Source organism: Streptomyces sp. NPDC031479 (assembly GCF_055581065.1).
Map to the genome: position 1 here is coordinate 80,907 of NZ_JBVIKC010000016.1, position 18,412 is coordinate 99,318.

The 18,412-nt window shown below is 71.6% G+C and carries 15 protein-coding genes; 13 read left to right on the forward strand and 2 right to left on the reverse strand.

What is annotated here, in order from left to right:
- Positions 1-416: 416 nt before the first annotated feature.
- Positions 417-1,403 carry a hypothetical protein gene (locus tag ACZ5D2_RS19750; RefSeq protein ID WP_371679079.1) on the reverse strand — a complete coding sequence of 329 codons (987 nt, stop codon included), beginning with the start codon at positions 1,401-1,403 and terminating at the stop codon, positions 417-419.
- 256 nt (positions 1,404-1,659) lie between these two features.
- Between ACZ5D2_RS19750 and ACZ5D2_RS19755 the strand changes: the two genes are divergently transcribed.
- From ACZ5D2_RS19755 to pgi, 13 genes are all read left to right on the forward strand, one after another.
- Complete coding sequence (locus ACZ5D2_RS19755; RefSeq protein WP_371679080.1) at positions 1,660-2,310, forward strand: papain-like cysteine protease family protein; 651 nt, start codon at positions 1,660-1,662, stop codon at positions 2,308-2,310.
- A 5-nt stretch (positions 2,311-2,315) separates the two neighbouring features.
- Positions 2,316-3,095 carry a hypothetical protein gene (locus tag ACZ5D2_RS19760; RefSeq protein WP_371681311.1) on the forward strand — a complete coding sequence of 260 codons (780 nt, stop codon included), beginning with the start codon at positions 2,316-2,318 and terminating at the stop codon, positions 3,093-3,095.
- A gap of 131 nt (positions 3,096-3,226) precedes the next feature.
- Positions 3,227-5,278, forward strand: coding sequence for an excinuclease ABC subunit UvrC (gene uvrC, locus ACZ5D2_RS19765; RefSeq protein ID WP_371679081.1), 2,052 nt, complete (start codon positions 3,227-3,229; stop codon positions 5,276-5,278).
- Positions 5,275-6,222, forward strand: coding sequence for an RNase adapter RapZ (gene rapZ, locus ACZ5D2_RS19770; RefSeq protein WP_371679082.1), 948 nt, complete (start codon positions 5,275-5,277; stop codon positions 6,220-6,222). Before uvrC ends, rapZ begins: the two co-directional genes overlap by 4 nt.
- On the forward strand, positions 6,219-7,295 hold the full coding sequence (locus tag ACZ5D2_RS19775; protein ID WP_371679083.1) for a gluconeogenesis factor YvcK family protein: 1,077 nt from the start codon (positions 6,219-6,221) through the stop codon (positions 7,293-7,295). The genes rapZ and ACZ5D2_RS19775 overlap by 4 nt, the downstream gene beginning before the upstream one ends.
- Positions 7,286-8,281, forward strand: a complete 996-nt coding sequence (gene whiA, locus ACZ5D2_RS19780) for a DNA-binding protein WhiA (protein ID WP_030237199.1) — start codon at positions 7,286-7,288, stop codon at positions 8,279-8,281. Before ACZ5D2_RS19775 ends, whiA begins: the two co-directional genes overlap by 10 nt.
- Positions 8,282-8,427: 146 nt before the next feature.
- A complete protein-coding gene (locus ACZ5D2_RS19785) occupies positions 8,428-11,388 on the forward strand; it encodes a M14 family metallopeptidase (RefSeq protein ID WP_371679084.1) in 2,961 nt (986 codons plus the stop codon).
- A 231-nt stretch (positions 11,389-11,619) separates the two neighbouring features.
- Positions 11,620-12,624 (forward strand): type I glyceraldehyde-3-phosphate dehydrogenase, encoded by a 1,005-nt coding sequence (gene gap, locus ACZ5D2_RS19790; protein WP_030237192.1) that lies wholly within the window; start codon positions 11,620-11,622, stop codon positions 12,622-12,624.
- Positions 12,625-12,757: 133 nt separating this feature from the next.
- A complete protein-coding gene (locus ACZ5D2_RS19795) occupies positions 12,758-13,969 on the forward strand; it encodes a phosphoglycerate kinase (protein ID WP_371679085.1) in 1,212 nt (403 codons plus the stop codon).
- A gap of 6 nt (positions 13,970-13,975) precedes the next feature.
- Positions 13,976-14,764: a triose-phosphate isomerase gene (tpiA, locus tag ACZ5D2_RS19800; RefSeq protein ID WP_266838409.1), complete on the forward strand. Its 789-nt coding sequence runs from the start codon at positions 13,976-13,978 to the stop codon at positions 14,762-14,764.
- A 151-nt stretch (positions 14,765-14,915) separates the two neighbouring features.
- Complete coding sequence (secG, locus tag ACZ5D2_RS19805) at positions 14,916-15,146, forward strand: preprotein translocase subunit SecG (RefSeq protein WP_356214149.1); 231 nt, start codon at positions 14,916-14,918, stop codon at positions 15,144-15,146.
- A 179-nt stretch (positions 15,147-15,325) separates the two neighbouring features.
- Positions 15,326-15,661 carry an RNA polymerase-binding protein RbpA gene (locus tag ACZ5D2_RS19810; protein WP_007263454.1) on the forward strand — a complete coding sequence of 112 codons (336 nt, stop codon included), beginning with the start codon at positions 15,326-15,328 and terminating at the stop codon, positions 15,659-15,661.
- 166 nt (positions 15,662-15,827) lie between these two features.
- Positions 15,828-17,531 (forward strand): glucose-6-phosphate isomerase, encoded by a 1,704-nt coding sequence (gene pgi / locus ACZ5D2_RS19815; RefSeq protein ID WP_371681312.1) that lies wholly within the window; start codon positions 15,828-15,830, stop codon positions 17,529-17,531.
- Between the two features lie 60 nt (positions 17,532-17,591).
- Here pgi and pgl read toward each other — a convergent pair whose 3' ends face one another.
- A complete protein-coding gene (gene pgl, locus ACZ5D2_RS19820) occupies positions 17,592-18,371 on the reverse strand; it encodes a 6-phosphogluconolactonase (protein ID WP_371679086.1) in 780 nt (259 codons plus the stop codon).
- Positions 18,372-18,412: the final 41 nt, after the last annotated feature.

Sequence of the window (18,412 nt, forward strand, 5' to 3'; positions counted from 1 at the left end):
GGCGTGCCAACGGCGCCAGGCCTCGAAGACGGGCCCGGGCCAGGAGGGCCGGCGTTCGATCCGGGCGATCTCGGCGAGGGTCGGCCGGACAGGCCGGGGACCGCCCGCCGCCCGTGCGCCGGGCGGCCGTGTGGGGGCGCGTTCCCGCGGACCCGCGCCGGCTTCCTACGCGGCATGTGCCTTTCGGGTGTCGTTCATGGCGACATGGTGCCCCGGAACCGGCCGCGGGGCCTCCCGTTTCCGGGGTCGGCGCTAGGGGGTGTCTGACGGATCTCCGCGGCGTCGCGACGCCCGGCACGCACTCTCGCCGCACCGACCGAAAGCCCAAGTACGTCCGGTACGCGGGCTTCCGGTCGGCACGCCGAGAGCACGCACCGGACGCCGCTCCTTCCCCACGGACATCCGTCAGACACCCCCTAATCCCAGTCCCAGGTGATGCCCAGGATCCCGCGCCGGACGGTCTGTTCCACCAGGTGTACGGCCCGGTGCCGCCCGCTCGGGGTGAGGTCCGCCAGACCCGTGCGCGGCGCCTGCGGGCCGGTGCGGGCGAAGCGGCGGCAGCGCACCGGCAGGGCCGCCTCGTCGAAGCGGACCTGGAGCATGTACTGGCCGCCCGCGTAGCTGAAGCCCCGCACGTACTCGGTGCTGCGCGCCCCCGTGCCGTCCTCGATCCCGTAGCCGAAGACGTACGTGTCCCCGCACCGCAGCCGGGTGTCGAAGAGCAGCTCGGCGACCACCACCCCGGCCTCCGGGTGGTGGCGCACCCGGCCCGTGCGGCAGTTCTCGTACGCCGTCACCCCCATCCGGGACGAGTCGCAGCCGGGGTCGCCGTGGTGGACGGCCAGGTAGCGGTCGACGCCGTCGCGGTGGGCCCGGACGATCTGCTGCGACTCCCGGCCGCACAGCTCGCCGGCCGGGCCGATGCGGACCCGCTCGTGGTGGCCGACCGAGTGCAGCCCGCCGTCCGCCGGGAGCTCCATCGAGTCCAGCAGCTGCTCCACCGCCGCGCCGACGCTCACCAGGGCCCGGTACGAACGGGCCGCCGGGCGGCCGCCGGGCCCGCCGGCGCGGCCGGTGCCGGTGAGCAGGCGCAGGAGGGCGCCGTCGGGCAGTTCCAGGATCTGCTCCAGGGCGGCGACGGCCCGCAGCGACTCGGGGTGGCGCGGGCGGCGGGCGCCCTGCTGCCAGTAACTGAGGCTGGTGACGCCGACCTTGATGCCGCGCGACGCGAGCCGGTGCTGCACCCGGTGCAGGGGCAGGCCGCGGACGGCGAGGGCGGCGCGCAGGGCGAGGTGGAAGGGTCCCTCGCGCAGCAGGCGGCGGAGTTCGGCCGTGACGGCCGAGTCCGTCGCGCATCCCTGCGTGCCGCCCGCCGCCCGTGTCCGGTCGCCGGTCGGTCGCATGGCGACTCCTTCGTGAACGTTCACACGCGCCGGCGTGGGGACCGGGCGGGGCCGGGCCGGTGGTTCCGGGGGAGCTGGTGGAACGACAGCAACCGTTCACACCACAGCCCCACCGTTCACACTGCGATGTCACCGCGTATTGAAGCGTGTTGACCTGGTCGCGACAACTCCCCGATGCTCCTCCACAGCGTCCGGACGCGCTCCTCCATCCCCCCCCCCACTTCCCACCTCGGGTCCCCACCTCGGGAGGAACGCGATGCGCACCGACAGAACCAGGCGGCTGTCCCCGGCCGCCCTGCTCGCCGCCCTGCTCCTCGTCCTGTTACCCCTCGGCGCCGGTACCGCCACCGCCGCCACGGGAACGGGCACCGCAGCCGCAGCCGCAGCCACCGCCACCACTGCCCCGGACACCCCCGGCGCGGCCCTCGCGTACAAGCGCCTGAACATCACCATGCAGGCCCAGCAGAAGAGCAACTGGTGCTGGGCGGCGAGCGGGAACACCGTGGCCACCTGGTTCGGCCGCACCTACAGCCAGAACCAGTTCTGCAACGCCGCCTTCAACCGTCAGCAGAACACCGAGTGCCCCGACAACCAGGCCACCCTCGGCAACGTCCAGACCGCCCTGCGCTGGGCCGGGATCAACTCCGGCAGCTACGTGACCGGCTGGCTCCAGTACTCCACCGTCCAGACCGAGATCAACAACGACCGGCCGGTCGAGACCCGCATCCAGTGGTCGAACGGCGGCGGCCACATGCACGTCCTCTACGGCTACGACACCGCCGGCAGCTGGGTCTACTGGGGCGACCCCTGGCCCTCCAGCGACCGCTACAACTGGGCCTCGCACGCCTGGTACGTGGACAACAGCACCTTCTCCTGGACCCACTCCCTCTACCGGATCGGGGCGTGACCGCCATGACCGTGCGCTCCGCCGCCGCGGCCGCCCTCGCCGTCGTCGCCCTGGCTGCCACCGCCGGACCGGCCGCCGCGGCCCCCGTACCCCAGCCGCAGTCGGCCACCACCGAGAACCGGGCGGCCGCCCACGAGGCCGCCGCCGCCCCCGGCACCCTGGCCACCCTCTCCCGGTTCTTCGCCCGCGAGGGCAAGGTGTCGCTCACCGCCGCGCAGCCCCGGATCGAGGGCGGGGCGATCCCCGTCAGCTACCTCTCCCCGGACTTCGTCGCGGGCAAGGCCGGTGCCCCGGTCGCCCGGCTGGAGTTCCTCGCCAGCCAGGCGGTCTCCTCGGACGGCCAGAGGGCCGCGCTGTGGACGGCGAGGACCGGGGACGGCTGGCAGGTGGTGAACATCGCCACCGGCGACGACGAATTCCGCTACGCGCGGCTCGGCGCCGCGAAACTCCCCGGCGGCACCGTCTTCCGCGAACCGCAGATCGACGCCTGGTACGTGGCCGGCGGCGAGCGGGTGCTCCCGCTGGACGAGGACGCCGTACGGGCCGTGGGCGACCGGGGCACGACGCTCGCCGCCTACCGGGCCCGGGTGATCAAGGCCTACGGGGACCAGCTCCCCGGCTCGGCCTACGCGAAGGCCGGCGGGGCGGGCGGCTTCGCGGAGCCCGCACCGGACCCGGCCGGGCCGCCGCCGGCGGCGGTGCTGGCGGGCGGCGCCGGGGTACTCGCGCTGGGCGCGGCGGGCTCGCTCCCGCTGCTGCGCCGCCGTCGCACCACCCGGGCCTGACCCCCCGCCCCGCGGGTCCCGGTCGCCGCCAGGGGGCGGGACCCGCGGGGCGCGCCCCGCCCCCTCCCCGGGGCGGGGCGGCAGGGCCGGCGTACGGCCCGTTGTCGGCCCGCGCCAGTAGGGTGGGCGGCATGGCCGACCCTTCCAGCTACCGTCCCGAGCCCGGGCAGGTCCCCGACTCCCCGGGGGTCTACAAGTTCCGCGACGAGCACCGCCGGGTGATCTACGTCGGGAAGGCCAAGAGCCTGCGCCAGCGCCTGGCCAGCTACTTCCAGGACATCGCGGGCCTGCACCCCCGTACCGCCACCATGGTCACCACGGCCGCCTCCGTCGAGTGGACGGTGGTCTCCACCGAGGTCGAGGCGCTCCAGCTCGAATACTCCTGGATCAAGGAGTTCGACCCCCGGTTCAACGTCAAGTACCGGGACGACAAGAGCTACCCCTCCCTCGCCGTCACCATGAACGAGCAGTACCCCCGCGTGCAGGTCATGCGCGGCCCCAAGAAGAAGGGCGTGCGCTACTTCGGCCCGTACGGGCACGCCTGGGCGATCCGCGAGACCGTCGACCTGATGCTCCGCGTCTTCCCGGTCCGCACCTGCTCCGCCGGGGTGTTCAAGCGCTCCGCCCAGATCGGCCGGCCCTGCCTGCTCGGCTACATCGGCAAGTGCTCCGCGCCCTGCGTCGGCCGGGTCACGCCCGAGGAGCACCGGGAACTGGCCGAGGACTTCTGCGACTTCATGGCGGGCCGCACCGGCACCTACCTCAGCCGCCTCGAACAGCGGATGCACGAGGCCGCCGAGGAGATGGAGTACGAGAAGGCCGCCCGACTGCGCGACGACATAGGGGCCCTGCGCCGGGCCATGGAGAAGAACGCCGTCGTCCTCGCCGACGCCACCGACGCCGACCTGATCGCGGTCGCCGAGGACGAGCTCGAAGCCGCCGTGCAGATCTTCCACGTCCGCGGCGGCCGGGTCCGCGGCCAGCGCGGCTGGGTCACCGACAAGGTCGAGGCCGTGGACACCGCCGGGCTCGTCGAGCACGCCCTGCAGCAGCTGTACGGGGAGGAGAGGGGCGAGGCCGTCCCCAAGGAGGTGCTGGTCCCGGTGCTCCCGGAGGACACCGAGGCCCTGGGCCAGTGGCTGGCCGGGCGGCGCGGCTCGAACGTCAGCCTGCGCGTCCCGCAGCGCGGGGACAAGAAGGCCCTCATGGAGACCGTCCACCGCAACGCGCAGCAGTCCCTCGCCCTGCACAAGACCAAGCGCGCCAGCGACCTCACCACCCGCTCCCGCGCCCTGGAGGAGATCGCCGAGGCCCTGGAGCTGGACGGCGCCCCGCTGCGCATCGAGTGCTTCGACATCTCCCACCTCCAGGGCGACGACGTGGTGGCCTCGATGGTCGTCTTCGAGGACGGCCTCGCCCGCAAGAGCGAGTACCGGCGCTTCCAGATCAAGTCCTTCGAGGGACAGGACGACGTCCGCTCCATGCACGAGGTGGTCTCCCGGCGCTTCCGCCGCTACCTCCAGGAGAAGCTGAAGACGGGGGAGTGGTCCCCCGAGGACGCGCAGGACGCGCAGGACGCGCAGGATGCCGCCGACAACGGGAGCGCGGTGGGCGTGCCGGACGACGACGGGCGGCCCAAGCGCTTCGCGTACCCGCCCCAGCTGGTCGTCGTCGACGGCGGGCAGCCCCAGGTGGCGGCCGCGAAGCGGGCCCTGGAGGAGCTCGGGATCGACGACGTGGCGGTGTGCGGCCTGGCCAAGCGGCTGGAGGAGGTCTGGCTGCCCGGCGAGGACGACCCCGTCGTGCTGCCCCGCACCAGCGAAGGCCTCTACCTGCTCCAGCGGGTCCGTGACGAAGCCCACCGCTTCGCCATCCAGTACCAGCGCAACAAGCGCGGCAAGCGCCTGAAATCGGGGCCCCTGGACGAGGTGCCGGGCCTCGGCGAGAGCCGCAAGCAGGCCCTGGTCAAGCACTTCGGTTCGGTGAAGAAGCTGAGACAGGCGACAATCGACCAGATCTGCGAGGTCCCGGGCATAGGACGCAAGACGGCCGAGACCGTGGCCGCGGCCCTCGCCCAGGCTCCCCCGGCCGGTCCTGCCGTGAACACGGCGACAGGAGAGATCATGGAGGACGAGGCACCCGCGCCGGCGGGAGCAGCGTCCGAACGGGGGACCGAGCAATGACCGAGCACGAGACCGCGCACGACCGAGACGGAGCACAGGTGAGTACGGGCACGACAGTGGAGCCCGGCGACAACGCCGAGGCGGCCATCCCCGAACTGGTGATCATCTCCGGGATGTCCGGGGCCGGCCGCAGCACCGCGGCCAAGTGTCTGGAGGACCTCGGCTGGTTCGTCGTCGACAACCTTCCGCCCGCGCTGATCCCCACCATGGTGGAGCTCGGCGCCCGCTCCCAGGGCAACGTGGCGCGGATCGCCGTCGTCGTCGACGTCCGCGGCCGCCAGTTCTTCGACGCCCTGCGCGAGTCCCTCTCCGACCTGGAGGCCCGCGGGGTCACCCGGCGCATCGTCTTCCTGGAGTCCTCCGACGACGCGCTGGTGCGCCGCTTCGAGTCGGTCCGCCGGCCGCACCCCCTCCAGGGCGACGGCCGCATCGTCGACGGGATCGCCGCCGAGCGTGACCTGCTGCGCGAGCTGCGCGGGGACGCGGACCTGGTGATCGACACCTCCAGCCTGAACGTGCACGAGCTGCGCGCGAAGATGGACGCCCAGTTCGCGGGCGACGAGGAGCCCGAGCTGCGGGCCACCGTCATGTCCTTCGGCTACAAGTACGGCCTCCCCGTCGACGCCGACCTCGTCGTCGACTGCCGCTTCATCCCCAACCCGCACTGGGTGCCGGAGCTGCGCCCCTTCACCGGGCTCAACGAGGAGGTCTCGGGCTACGTCTTCAGCCAGCCCGGCGCCAAGGAGTTCCTCGACCGCTACACCGAGCTGCTCCAGCTCATCGCCACCGGCTACCGCCGCGAGGGCAAGCGGTACGTGACCATCGCGGTCGGCTGCACCGGCGGCAAGCACCGCAGCGTCGCCATGTCCGAGAAGCTCGCCGCCCGCCTCGCCTCCGAGGGAGTCGAGACCGTCGTCGTCCACAGGGACATGGGGCGCGAGTGACCGGACGGACCCTGCGCCTGCGCCGCCTGCGCCGCCTCGCCCCCGGCCGGGGCGAGGACGGCGCGGCGGCGCGCCCCGGCCGCCGCGGCGCGGCCGCGGCCCATGCCGCGCCCAAGGTCGTCGCCCTCGGCGGCGGCATGGGCCTGTCGGCCTCCCTCGCGGCCCTGCGCCGGATCACCGGTGATGGCGAGCTCACGGCCGTGGTCACCGTCGCCGACGACGGCGGCTCCAGCGGCCGGCTCCGGGAGGAGCTGGGCGTGCTGCCCCCCGGCGACCTGCGCAAGGCGCTGGCCGCGCTGTGCGGGGACGACGACTGGGGCCAGACCTGGGCGCGCGTGATCCAGCACCGGTTCCAGTCGGCCGGCGATCTCCACGAGCACGCGGTCGGCAACCTGCTGATCGTCGCCCTGTGGGAGCAGCTCGGCGACCCCGTCCAGGCCCTCGACCTGGTCGGGAGGCTGCTGGGCGCGCAGGGCCGGGTGCTGCCGATGTCGGCGGTGCCGCTGGAACTCCAGGCGCTGGTCAAGGGCCACGACCCGGCGCGCCCGGAGGACGTGGACACCGTACGGGGACAGGCCACGGTGGCGCTGACGCCGGGTGAGGTGCTCTCCGTCCAGGTCGTTCCCGCCGGACCGCCGGCCGTGCCGGAGGCGGTCGCCGCCGTGCTGGACGCGGACTGGGTGGTGCTCGGCCCGGGGTCCTGGTTCTCCTCGGTCATTCCGCACCTGCTGGTGCCGGAACTGCTCGACGCGCTGATGGAGACGAAGGCCCGGCGGGTCCTCTCGTTGAACCTCGCACCGCAGCCCGGTGAAACAGAGGGCTTCTCTCCGCAGCGTCATTTGGAGGTTTTGGCCCGACACGCCCCTAAACTCGCCCTGGACGTGGTGCTGGCCGACGAGGCCGCCGTGCCCGACCGCGAGTCCCTCGCCGATGCCGCGAAACGGTTCGGTGCCGCGGTCGAGCTGGCCCCCGTGGCCAGGCAGGACGGTTCTCCGAAGCACGACCCGGAGCTGCTGGCCGCCGCGTACGACCGTATTTTTCGGATGCATGGAAGGATCGGCCCATGGCGATGACGCCCGCGGTGAAGGATGAGATCTCCCGCCTCCCCGTCACCCGGACCTGCTGCAGGAAGGCGGAGGTCTCGGCGATCCTTCGGTTCGCGGGCGGGCTGCACCTGGTGAGCGGCCGCATCGTCATCGAGGCCGAACTGGATACGGGCATCGCCGCCCGCAGGCTCCGCAAGGACATCCTGGAGATCTTCGGCCACTCCTCCGACCTGGTGGTGATGGCCCCGGGCGGACTGCGCCGGGGCAGCCGCTTCGTCGTCCGGGTCGTCGCGGGCGGGGACCAGCTGGCACGCCAGACGGGCCTCGTGGACGGCCGCGGCCGCCCGATCCGGGGCCTTCCCCCGCAGGTGGTCTCCGGGGCCACCTGTGACGCGGAGGCGGCCTGGCGCGGTGCCTTCCTGGCCCACGGCTCCCTCACCGAGCCGGGCCGGTCCTCCTCCCTGGAGGTCACCTGCCCCGGCCCCGAGGCCGCCCTGGCCCTGGTGGGCGCCGCCCGCCGGCTCTCCATCGCCGCCAAGGCGCGCGAGGTGCGCGGGGTGGACCGCGTCGTCGTCCGGGACGGCGACGCGATCGGCGCCCTGCTGACCCGGCTCGGCGCCCACGAGTCGGTGCTCGCCTGGGAGGAGCGGCGGATGCGGCGCGAGGTGCGTGCCACCGCCAACCGCCTCGCCAACTTCGACGACGCCAACCTGCGCCGCTCGGCGCGTGCCGCGGTGGCCGCCGGAGCCCGGGTGCAGCGCGCGCTGGAGATCCTCGGCGAGGAGGTTCCCGAGCACCTCGCCGCGGCCGGCCGGCTGCGCATGGAGCACAAGCAGGCCTCCCTGGAGGAGCTGGGCGCGCTCGCCGACCCGCCGCTGACCAAGGACGCCGTCGCCGGCCGGATCCGCCGCCTGCTCGCCATGGCCGACAAGCGGGCGCAGGACCTGGGCATCCCGGGCACCGAGTCCAACCTGGACCTCAGCGAGGAGCTGGCCGACAACATGGCCGGCTGACCCGGATACGTCCGCACGTGGTCCGCAGGGGCCCGCACGCTCACCCGTGCGGGCCCCTTCTCGGTACGCCCCATTGACATGAGCACGGGCCGGTCGTGAGCCTGGCGTCCGCACGCTTTCGTGGCAGACGACGCCCAGGGGGGCACATGAGGCAACGCGCGAGATCGATCCTCGCCGCAAGCGCACTCGTCTTCGGAACCACACTCGCCGCACTACCCGTGACGGCCCACGCCCAGCCCGCGTCCGGCACCGCATCCGGCGCCGACGAGGTGCGGGTCTACGACGCCGACATCACCAAGGAACAGGTCCCGCTCGTCCTGGCCGCCGGCCAGGACGCCCACGAGCTCGCCGAACGCGCCCCGCAGACCGGGACCGCGAAGGTCGAGCTCTTCCTCACGGGGGACCAGGCCGCGGGACTCGCCGCCCAGGGCGTCAAACTCGCCGAGCGCAAGGTCTCCGCCCAGGGGCTGGCCCGTGCCAAGGCCGCCGGGGACGGGGTCTTCCGCCCGTACAGCGGCAAGGGCGGCCTCCAGGAGGAGATCCTGCGGACCGCGCAGCAGAACCCCGGGCTCACCAAGGTCGTCTCCATCGGCAAGACCGTCCAGGGCAAGGACATCCTCGCCCTCAAGGTCAGCAAGGACGCGAAGAAGGGCAGGGACGGCGACAAGCCGTCCGTCCTCTACATGTCCAACCAGCACGCCCGTGAGTGGATCACCCCCGAGATGACCCGGCGGCTGATGCACCAGACGCTGGACGAGTACGGCAAGGACCCGCGGATCACCAGGCTCGTGGACTCCACCGAGCTGTGGTTCCTGCTCTCCGCCAACCCCGACGGCTACGACTACACGTTCACCGCCGACAGCGCCCGGCTGTGGCGCAAGAACCTCCACGACAACAACGGCGACGGCAAGATCACGGCCGTGGACGGCGTGGACCTCAACCGCAACTTCGCCTACAAGTGGGGCTACGACAACGAGGGTTCCTCCCCGAGCCTCTCCAGCGAGACCTACCGCGGCCCGAGCGCCTCCTCCGAGCCCGAGACCAGGGCCCTGGACGCCTTCGAGAAGCGCATCGGCTTCCGGTACGCCATCAACTACCACTCGGCCTCCGAGCTGCTGCTCTACGGAGTGGGCTGGCAGGTGGCCACCCCGACCCCCGACGACGTCGCCTACAAGGCGCTCGCCGGCACCCCCGAGAAGTCCGCCGTCCCCGGCTACTACCCGCAGCTCTCCTCCGAGCTGTACACGACCAACGGCGAGGCGGACGGCCACGCGGCCAACGTGAACGGCGTCATGATGTTCACGCCGGAGATGACCACCTGCCAGACGGCCTCGGCGATCGACCCGAACGACCGGTGGAAGCCCGAGGACTGCGCCTCCGGATTCAACTTCCCGGACGACGAGAAGCTGATCCAGCAGGAGTTCGCCAAGAACGTCTCCTTCGCGCTGTCCGTCGGTGAGAGCGCCGCGCACCCGGACCAGCCCTCCTCCTCCGTGGGCCTGAGCGCAGCCGACTTCACCCCGGACACCTTCACCACCTCCTACGTGGAGCGCGGCGAGGACCAGACGGTCGCGGTCACCGCCCGCAAGGCCCTGAAGGACAAGCGGCTCACCTTCCGGATCAACGGCGGTCGCACGCACGACGACGCGCTCAAGGCCTGGAAGGGCGGTGACGTCTACGGCGGCGAGGACAACAACTGGTTCGACGAGTACCGGGCCAAGGTGGACGGGGCCAGGCCCGGCGACAAGGTCGAGGTGTGGTTCACCGGCCGCGACCGCTCCGACAAGCAGGTCTCCAGCGAGCACTTCACGTACACCGTGGCGCAGCGCCCCCGCGCGGACGTCCTGGTGATCGCGGAGGAGGGCGCGAAGGCCCAGCAGGCCCAGACCTACGTGGACGCGCTGCGCGCCAACGGGAAGTCGGCCGCCGTCTGGGACGTGGCCACCCAGGGGGTCCCCCACCACCTCGGGGTGCTCTCGCACTTCTCCACCACCGTCCACTACACCGGGGCCAAGGCGCCCGGCGGCGAGACGCAGCTGGCCGTGCGCGACTTCCTCAACGAGGGCGGCAAGCTGATCGAGGCCGGTGAACTGGCGGGCGGCCGGGCCCAGGTCGGCCGCGCCCTGACGGACGACTTCAGCCAGTACTACCTCGGCGCCTACGGGCGGGCGAGCGTCTCCGGCCCCACCGGCTTCACCGGCGCCGGCTCCCTCGCGGGCGTCAAGGGCGGCCTGGCCGGCGCGCCGGGCAACCCGCTCGACGCCCCCGGGGCCTACACCGTCACCTCCGACAGCCTGCCGGCGGCGCAGTTCCCGCAGTTCAAGAGCGCGCAGGCGGGCCAGTACGCCGGGGTCGTGAACCCGTACGCCCCGTACGCGGGCAGCGGGATGGCCGCGGCCACCCACGAGGACGACGACTGGAAGCGCCTCACGCGGACCGTCGACCTCACCAAGGTCACCGCCGCGGAGCAGCCGCAGCTGAAGATGGCCCTCAACTGGAACACCGAGGAGGGCTACGACCACGCCGTCCTGGAGGCCCGTACCGCCGGGGGCGAGGACTGGACCACACTCCCGGACTCGGGAGGGCTGAGCTCCACCACAGTCCCGGCGGAGTGCGAGGCCGGATTCTTCGTCAACGACCACCCCTTCCTGCGGCACTACCTCACCCTGGACGGCGGCGGCTGCTCACCGAGCGGTACCAGCGGGGCGTGGAACAGCTTCACCGGATCCTCGGGCGGCTGGAAGCAGGTCTCCTTCGACCTGAGCGCCTACGCGGGCAAGACCGTCGAGGTCTCGCTCTCCTACGTCACCGACCCGGGTTCGGGCGGCCGCGGTGTCTTCGCGGACGAGGCCCGGGTCTCCCTGGGCGGTACCGACCAGGCCGTCGAGGGCTTCGAGAGCTCGCTCGGCGCGTGGACGGCCCAGGGCGCACCTGCCGGAAGTCCCGATGTTCCGGGCGATTGGTCCAGGTCGGGCGAACTGTTCAAGTCCTATGCCGCGGTCACTACGCGTGACACCGTGCTCCTCGGCTTCGGCCTGGAGCACGTACCGGCCGCGGCGGACCGCGCCGTACTCCTGGGCAAGGCGCTCCGCTCGCTGAACCACTGACCTGCGGCCCCACCCCCGATCACACTGCGTGAGGGGGCCGAAAGTCCCCGAGGTCCCGTGCCAGGGCGTCTGGTACAGGGCCTCGCGGGGGTCCCCCCACGGAGTGGGGGAGTGTCCGGCTCCCGTCGATGTCACTCCCAAGCTCACGGAGAGGTAGGGTCGTAAGCGGTCGGGGACATCCCATACAGCTCGCCGGCGGACAGGCCGGCGTACCAACGAGGAGATCGGTTCGTGACGATCCGCGTAGGCATCAATGGTTTTGGCCGAATTGGCCGCAACTACTTCCGGGCGCTCCTGGAGCAGGGAGCGGACATCGAGATCGTCGGTGTCAACGACCTGACTGACAACGCCACCCTGGTGCATCTGCTCAAGTACGACACCATCCTGGGCCGCCTCAAGGCCGAGGTCTCCCACACCGCCGACACCATCACGGTGGGCGGCAACACCTTCAAGACCTTCGCCGAGCGCGACCCCGCGAACCTGCCCTGGGGCGAGCTGGGTGCCGACATCGTCATCGAGTCGACCGGCATCTTCACGAAGAAGGCCGACGCCTCCAAGCACCTTGCCGCCGGCGCGAAGAAGGTCCTCATCTCGGCTCCGGCCAAGGACGAGGACATCACGATCGTGATGGGTGTCAACCAGGACAAGTACGACGCGGCCAACCACCACGTCATCTCCAACGCCTCCTGCACCACCAACTGCGTGGCGCCGATGGCCAAGGTCCTCCTGGAGAACTTCGGCATCGTCAAGGGCATGATGACCACGGTCCACGCCTACACGAACGACCAGCGCATCCTGGACTTCCCGCACTCGGACCTGCGCCGCGCCCGTGCCGCCGCCGAGAACATCATCCCGACCACCACCGGTGCCGCCAAGGCCACCGCCCTGGTCATTCCGGAGCTCGCGGGCAAGCTCGACGGCATCGCGATGCGCGTCCCGGTCCCCACCGGTTCCGTGACCGACCTGGTCATCGAGCTGGAGCGCGAGGTGACCAAGGACGAGGTCAACACCGCCTTCCAGAAGGCCGCCGAGGGCCAGCTGAAGGGCATCCTCGACTACACCGAGGACGCGATCGTCTCCTCCGACATCGTGAACTGGCCGGCCTCCTGCACCTTCGACTCCTCCCTGACCATGGTCCAGGGCAAGAGCGTCAAGGTCATCGGCTGGTACGACAACGAGTGGGGCTACTCCAACCGCCTCGTCGACCTCACCGTCTTCGTCGGCGGTCAGCTCTAAAACGTAGGGCAAGGCACCACCATGTGAGCACAGGGTCCGCTCGGCGCGATGAAGCGCCGTTCGGGCCCTGTGGCTTGCCTGGCCCTCCCGTCCTCGCCCTCCGGGTGAAGGTCTCCTAAGGAGTAGGAAACACATGAAGACGATCGACGAACTGCTCGCCGAGGGCGTCACCGGCAAGCGGGTCTTCGTCCGCGCCGACCTCAACGTGCCGCTCGCGAACGGTGAGATCACCGACGACGGCCGCATCCGCGCCGTCCAGCCGACGATCGCGAAGCTCGCCGAGGCCGGTGCCCGCGTGATCGTGGCCTCGCACCTGGGCCGCCCCAAGGGCGCCCCGGACCCGGCCTTCTCGCTGGCCCCGGCCGCCAAGCGGCTCGGCGAACTGCTCGGCGCGGACGTCGCGTTCGCCACCGACACGGTCGGCTCCTCCGCCAAGGAGACCGTCGCCGCCCTCGCCGACGGCCGGGTCGCCGTCATCGAGAACCTGCGCTTCAACGCCGGTGAGACCGCGAAGGACGACGCCGAGCGCGGCGCCTTCGCGGACCAGCTCGCCGAGCTGGCCGACGTCTACGTCGGCGACGGCTTCGGCGCCGTCCACCGCAAGCACGCCTCGGTCTTCGACCTGCCCGCGCGCCTCCCGCACGCCGCCGGTTACCTGATCGCCACCGAGGTCGGCGTCCTGAAGAAGCTCACCGCCGAGGTCAAGCGCCCGTACGTGGTCGTCCTGGGCGGCGCCAAGGTCTCCGACAAGCTCGCCGTCATCGACGAGCTCCTCGGCAAGGCCGACCGCCTCCTCATCGGCGGCGGCATGGCGTACACCTTCCTCAAGGCCAAGGGCTACGAGGTCGGCATCTCCCTGCTCCAGGAAGACCAGCTGGGCAAGGTCACGGAGTACATGGAGCGCGCCGAGAAGAACGGCGTCGAGCTGGTCCTGCCGGTCGACGTCCTGGTCTCCGGGGACTTCCCCGACCTGAAGACCAAGGCCCCGGCCGACTTCGAGACCGTCGACGCGGACAAGATCCCCGCCGACAAGGAGGGCCTCGACATCGGCCCCAAGACGCGTGAGCTCTACGCGTCGAAGATCGCCGACGCCGAGACCGTGTTCTGGAACGGCCCGGTCGGCGTCTTCGAGCACCCCGACTACGCGAACGGCACCAAGGCCGTCGCGCAGGCCCTCGTCGACAGCAACGCCTTCACCGTCGTCGGTGGCGGCGACAGCGCTGCCGCGGTCCGCATCCTGGGCTTCGACGAGAACGCCTTCGGTCACATTTCCACCGGTGGTGGCGCCAGCCTCGAATACCTCGAGGGCAAGACGCTCCCCGGCCTCGCCGCCCTGGAGGGCTGAACCCCTATGACTGCTGCTGCCAACGGCCGTACCCCGCTGATGGCGGGCAACTGGAAGATGAACCTCAACCACCTTGAGGCCATCGCCCACACCCAGAAGATCGCCTTCTCCCTCGCCGACAAGGACTACGACGCCGTCGACGTGGCGGTGCTCCCGCCCTTCGTCGACCTGCGCTCGGTCCAGACCCTGGTCGACGCCGACAAGCTGAAGATCAAGTACGGCGCCCAGGACATCTCGGCGCACGACTCCGGCGCCTACACCGGCGAGATCTCCGGCCCGATGCTCGCCAAGCTCGGCTGCACCTTCGTGGCCGTCGGCCACAGCGAGCGCCGCCAGTACCACGGCGAGGGCGACGAGGTCTGCAACGCCAAGGTCAAGGCCGCCTACAAGCACGGGCTCACCCCGATCCTGTGCGTCGGCGAGGGCCTGGACGTCCGCAAGGCCGGCGGCCAGGTCGCGCACACGCTGGCCCAGGTCGACGGCGGTCTCAAGGACGTCCCGGCCGAGCAGGCCGAGTCCATCGTGATCGCGTACGAGCCCGTCTGGGCCATCGGGACCGGCGAGGTCGCCACCCCCGAGGACGCCCAGGAGGTCTGCGGAGCGATCCGCGGCCGCCTCGCGGAGCTGTACTCCCAGGAGCTGGCCGACAAGGTCCGCATCCAGTACGGCGGCTCCGTGAAGTCCGGCAACATCGCCGCGATCATGGCGCAGCCCGACGTCGACGGCGCCCTGATCGGCGGCGCGGCGCTGGACGTGGACGAGTTCGTCAAGATCGTCCGCTTCCGCGACCAGTGAAGCGACCGGTGAGTATGCGGTAGGGCGGATCCGTCGTACCCTTGCGGGGGCCAGGGGGCTGCGATCGGCAGCCGCTGGCCCCCGCGGGCGTCGCAGGCCCGGTAAAACCTGAAAGCCCAGAATGCCCAGAAAGTAGGAATCAGCCGTGATTATGGGGTTCTCGATCGCCCTGGTCGTCTTCAGCGCCCTGCTGATGCTGCTCGTGCTGATGCACAAGGGCAAGGGCGGCGGTCTGTCCGACATGTTCGGCGGCGGCATGCAGTCCTCGGTCGGCGGTTCCTCCGTGGCAGAGCGCAACCTCGACCGCATCACCGTCGTGATCGGGCTCCTGTGGTTCGCCTGCATCGTGGCGCTCGGCCTGCTCACGAAGTCGGGCAGCTGACCGTTCTGGCCATTGTGCCGGTCCCGTCGGCTCCGCCCCGCCTATCATGAGGTCCTGCGTCCACGGCTGGAGCGAGTAACTCCGGTTAGTGGACGCGCGTTGGGCCTTCCGTAGACTGGGGCGCCCGCAGCGGACATCCCCTCTCGCTCCGCGGCACCATCACGCAGGGAGTTACGACCGTGGCAAGTGGCAACGCGATTCGTGGAAGTCGGGTCGGAGCCGGGCCGATGGGCGAGGCCGAGCGCGGTGAATCCGCGCCCCGCCTGCGCATCTCCTTCTGGTGCTCGAACGGGCACGAGACGCAGCCGAGCTTCGCCAGCGACGCACAGGTGCCGGACACCTGGGACTGCCCGCGCTGCGGGTTCCCGGCCGGCCAGGACCGGGACAACCCGCCCGCGCCGCCGCGCACCGAGCCGTACAAGACGCACCTCGCGTACGTACGGGAACGCCGCACCGACGCCGACGGCGAGGCCATCCTCGCCGAGGCCCTCGCCAAGCTCCGCGGCGAGATCTGAGGACCGGCGACAACCGGCACCACCCTTGAGAGTGACTCGGGGCCCGGCCCGTGGGAGAGCGAATCCCGCGGGCCGGGCCCCTTTTTGTCCGTTGTCCCCCCTCGGATCCCTTAGGTTTGGAGGCGGCGGGGCACAACAGGACGGAAGAAGTGGGTTGATGTCCGAGATGAACGCAAACCAGGCCGCCGCGCGAAGCGCGTCGAGCGAGGGTGGTGGCGGGCGACGGGCGGGACGTACGAGGCTTGACCGGACGCCGCAGTGGAACGCGCTCGGCAAGCACCGCGAAGAGCTGGGGCAGACGCATCTGCGGGAGCTGTTCGAGGCGGACCCGGAGCGTGGCACCAAGTACACCCTCGGGGCCGGGGACCTGCACATCGACTACGCGAAGCACCTCGTCACCGACGAGACCCTCGCGCTGCTGCGCGAACTGGCCGCGGCCACCGGCGTCGCCGAACTGCGCGACGCCATGTTCCGCGGCGAGAAGATCAACATCACCGAGGACCGGGCGGTCCTGCACACCGCGCTGCGCGCCCCTGAGAGTGCCGTCGTGAAGGTCGACGGCGAGGACGTCGTCCCGGAGGTGCACGCGGTCCTGCGCAAGATGGCGGCCTTCTCCGACCGGGTCCGGTCGGGGGAGTGGACGGGCCACACCGGCAAGCGCATCAAGAACGTCGTCAACATCGGCATCGGCGGCTCCGACCTCGGCCCGGCGATGGCGTACGAGGCCCTGCGGGCCTTCAGCGACCGCGACCTGACGGTGCGTTTCGTCTCCAACGTCGACGGCGCGGACCTGCACGAGGCCGTGCGCGACCTGGACCCGGCCGAGACGCTCTTCATCATCGCCTCGAAGACCTTCACCACCATCGAGACCATCACCAACGCCACCTCGGCGCGGAACTGGCTGCTCACGGAGCTGCGGGCCGGTGAAGAGGCCGTCGCCCGGCACTTCGTGGCGCTGTCGACCAACGAGGAGAAGGTCGGCGAGTTCGGCATCGACACGGCCAACATGTTCGGTTTCTGGGACTGGGTCGGCGGCCGCTACTCCTTCGACTCGGCCATCGGGCTCTCCCTGATGATCGCCATCGGCCCGGACCACTTCCGGCAGCTGCTGGACGGCTTCCACCTGATGGACGAGCACTTCCGCACGGCGCCGCCGGAGGAGAACGCGCCGCTGCTGATGGGGCTGTTGGGGATCTGGTACGGCAACTTCCACGACGCGCAGTCCCACGCGGTCCTGCCGTACAGCCACTACCTGTCGCGGTTCACGGCCTACCTCCAGCAGCTCGACATGGAGTCCAACGGCAAGTCGGTCGACCGCAACGGCGACCCCGTCGACTGGCAGACCGGCCCGGTCGTGTGGGGCACCCCCGGCACCAACGGGCAGCACGCGTACTACCAGTTGATCCACCAGGGCACGAAGCTGATCCCGGCGGACTTCATCGGCTTCGCCCGGCCGGTGGAGGACCTCCTCCCCGGCCTGGTGGCCCAGCACGACCTGCTGATGGCCAACTTCTTCGCCCAGACGCAGGCCCTGGCCTTCGGAAAGACGCCGGAGGAGGTGCGCGCGGAGGGCGTCGCCGAGGAGCTCGTCCCGCACAAGACCTTCCGGGGCAACCACCCGACGACGACGATCCTCGCCCGCGAGCTGACCCCGTCGGTACTGGGACAGCTCATCGCCCTCTACGAGCACAAGGTGTTCGTCCAGGGCGCCGTGTGGAACATCGACTCCTTCGACCAGTGGGGCGTCGAGCTCGGCAAGGTCCTCGCCAAGCGGCTGGAGCCCGCACTGGTGGAGGGGGCCGACGTGGCGGGCCTGGACCCCTCGACGCGGGCGCTCGTGGCCCGGTACCGGGAACTGCGCGGCCGCTGAGCCCTCCGGCGTGAACGCGGAAGCGCCCCGCACCGACCGGTGCGGGGCGCTTCCGCCCGTTCAGGACGCCGGGGAGTACAGCCCGGCCGGCAGCTTGGCCGCCGCCGCCCGGTCCAGCAGCCACAGCGTGCGGCTGCGGCCGTAGGCCTGCGCGGCGGGGGCCTGGACCCCGCCCGCGCCGCCGAGCGCGACGGCCACCGCCGCGGCCTTGTCCTCGCCGGCCGCCAGCAGCCACACCTCGCGGGCCGCGCGGATCGCCGGGAGGGTCAGGGAGACCCGGGTGGGCGGGGGCTTCGGGGCGCCGTGCACGCCCACGACGGTGCGCTCGGTCTCCCGGGTCGCCGGGTGCTCCGGGAACAGCGAGGCCACGTGCGTGTCCGGGCCGACGCCCAGCATCAGCACGTCGAAGGTGGGGACCGGACCGTGGTCCTCCGGCCCGGAGGCCCGCTTCAGCTCCGCCGCGTAGGCGGCCGCGGCGGCGTCCACGTCCACCCCGTACGGGCCGTCGGAGGCGGGCATGACGTGCACCCGCGCGGGATCCACCGGGACGGAGTCCAGGAGGGCCTCACGGGCCTGTACGTGGTTGCGTTCGGGGTCGTCGGCGGGGACGTAGCGCTCGTCGCCCCACCAGAGGTCGATGCGGGACCAGTCGACCGCGTCCCGGGCGGGGGCGACGGAGAGGGCCGCGAGCAGGCCGTTGCCGTTGCGGCCGCCGGTCAGGACCACGGAGGCGCTGCCACGGGCGGCCTGCGCGTCCACGATCTTCGTGATGAGCCGGGCGGCCGTGGCCTGCGCCATCAGCTCCTTGTCCCGGTGGACGACGACCTGGGGAGTCGTCATACCCATGTGCTGCCGCCTTCTTGGTAGTTCGGGTCGTGCGG

Excerpts from the sequence above, each read along its gene's own strand:
- ACZ5D2_RS19750 (WP_371679079.1), bottom strand. The coding sequence starts at position 1,403 with ATGCGACCGACCGGCGACCGGACACGGGCGGCGGGCGGCACGCAGGGA.
- ACZ5D2_RS19755 (WP_371679080.1), top strand. The coding sequence starts at position 1,660 with ATGCGCACCGACAGAACCAGGCGGCTGTCCCCGGCCGCCCTGCTCGCC.
- ACZ5D2_RS19760 (WP_371681311.1), top strand. The coding sequence starts at position 2,316 with ATGACCGTGCGCTCCGCCGCCGCGGCCGCCCTCGCCGTCGTCGCCCTG.
- uvrC (WP_371679081.1), top strand. The coding sequence starts at position 3,227 with ATGGCCGACCCTTCCAGCTACCGTCCCGAGCCCGGGCAGGTCCCCGAC.
- rapZ (WP_371679082.1), top strand. The coding sequence starts at position 5,275 with ATGACCGAGCACGAGACCGCGCACGACCGAGACGGAGCACAGGTGAGT.
- whiA (WP_030237199.1), top strand. The coding sequence starts at position 7,286 with ATGGCGATGACGCCCGCGGTGAAGGATGAGATCTCCCGCCTCCCCGTC.
- ACZ5D2_RS19785 (WP_371679084.1), top strand. The coding sequence starts at position 8,428 with ATGAGGCAACGCGCGAGATCGATCCTCGCCGCAAGCGCACTCGTCTTC.
- ACZ5D2_RS19795 (WP_371679085.1), top strand. The coding sequence starts at position 12,758 with ATGAAGACGATCGACGAACTGCTCGCCGAGGGCGTCACCGGCAAGCGG.
- tpiA (WP_266838409.1), top strand. The coding sequence starts at position 13,976 with ATGACTGCTGCTGCCAACGGCCGTACCCCGCTGATGGCGGGCAACTGG.
- secG (WP_356214149.1), top strand. The coding sequence starts at position 14,916 with ATGGGGTTCTCGATCGCCCTGGTCGTCTTCAGCGCCCTGCTGATGCTG.
- pgi (WP_371681312.1), top strand. The coding sequence starts at position 15,828 with ATGAACGCAAACCAGGCCGCCGCGCGAAGCGCGTCGAGCGAGGGTGGT.
- pgl (WP_371679086.1), bottom strand. The coding sequence starts at position 18,371 with ATGACGACTCCCCAGGTCGTCGTCCACCGGGACAAGGAGCTGATGGCG.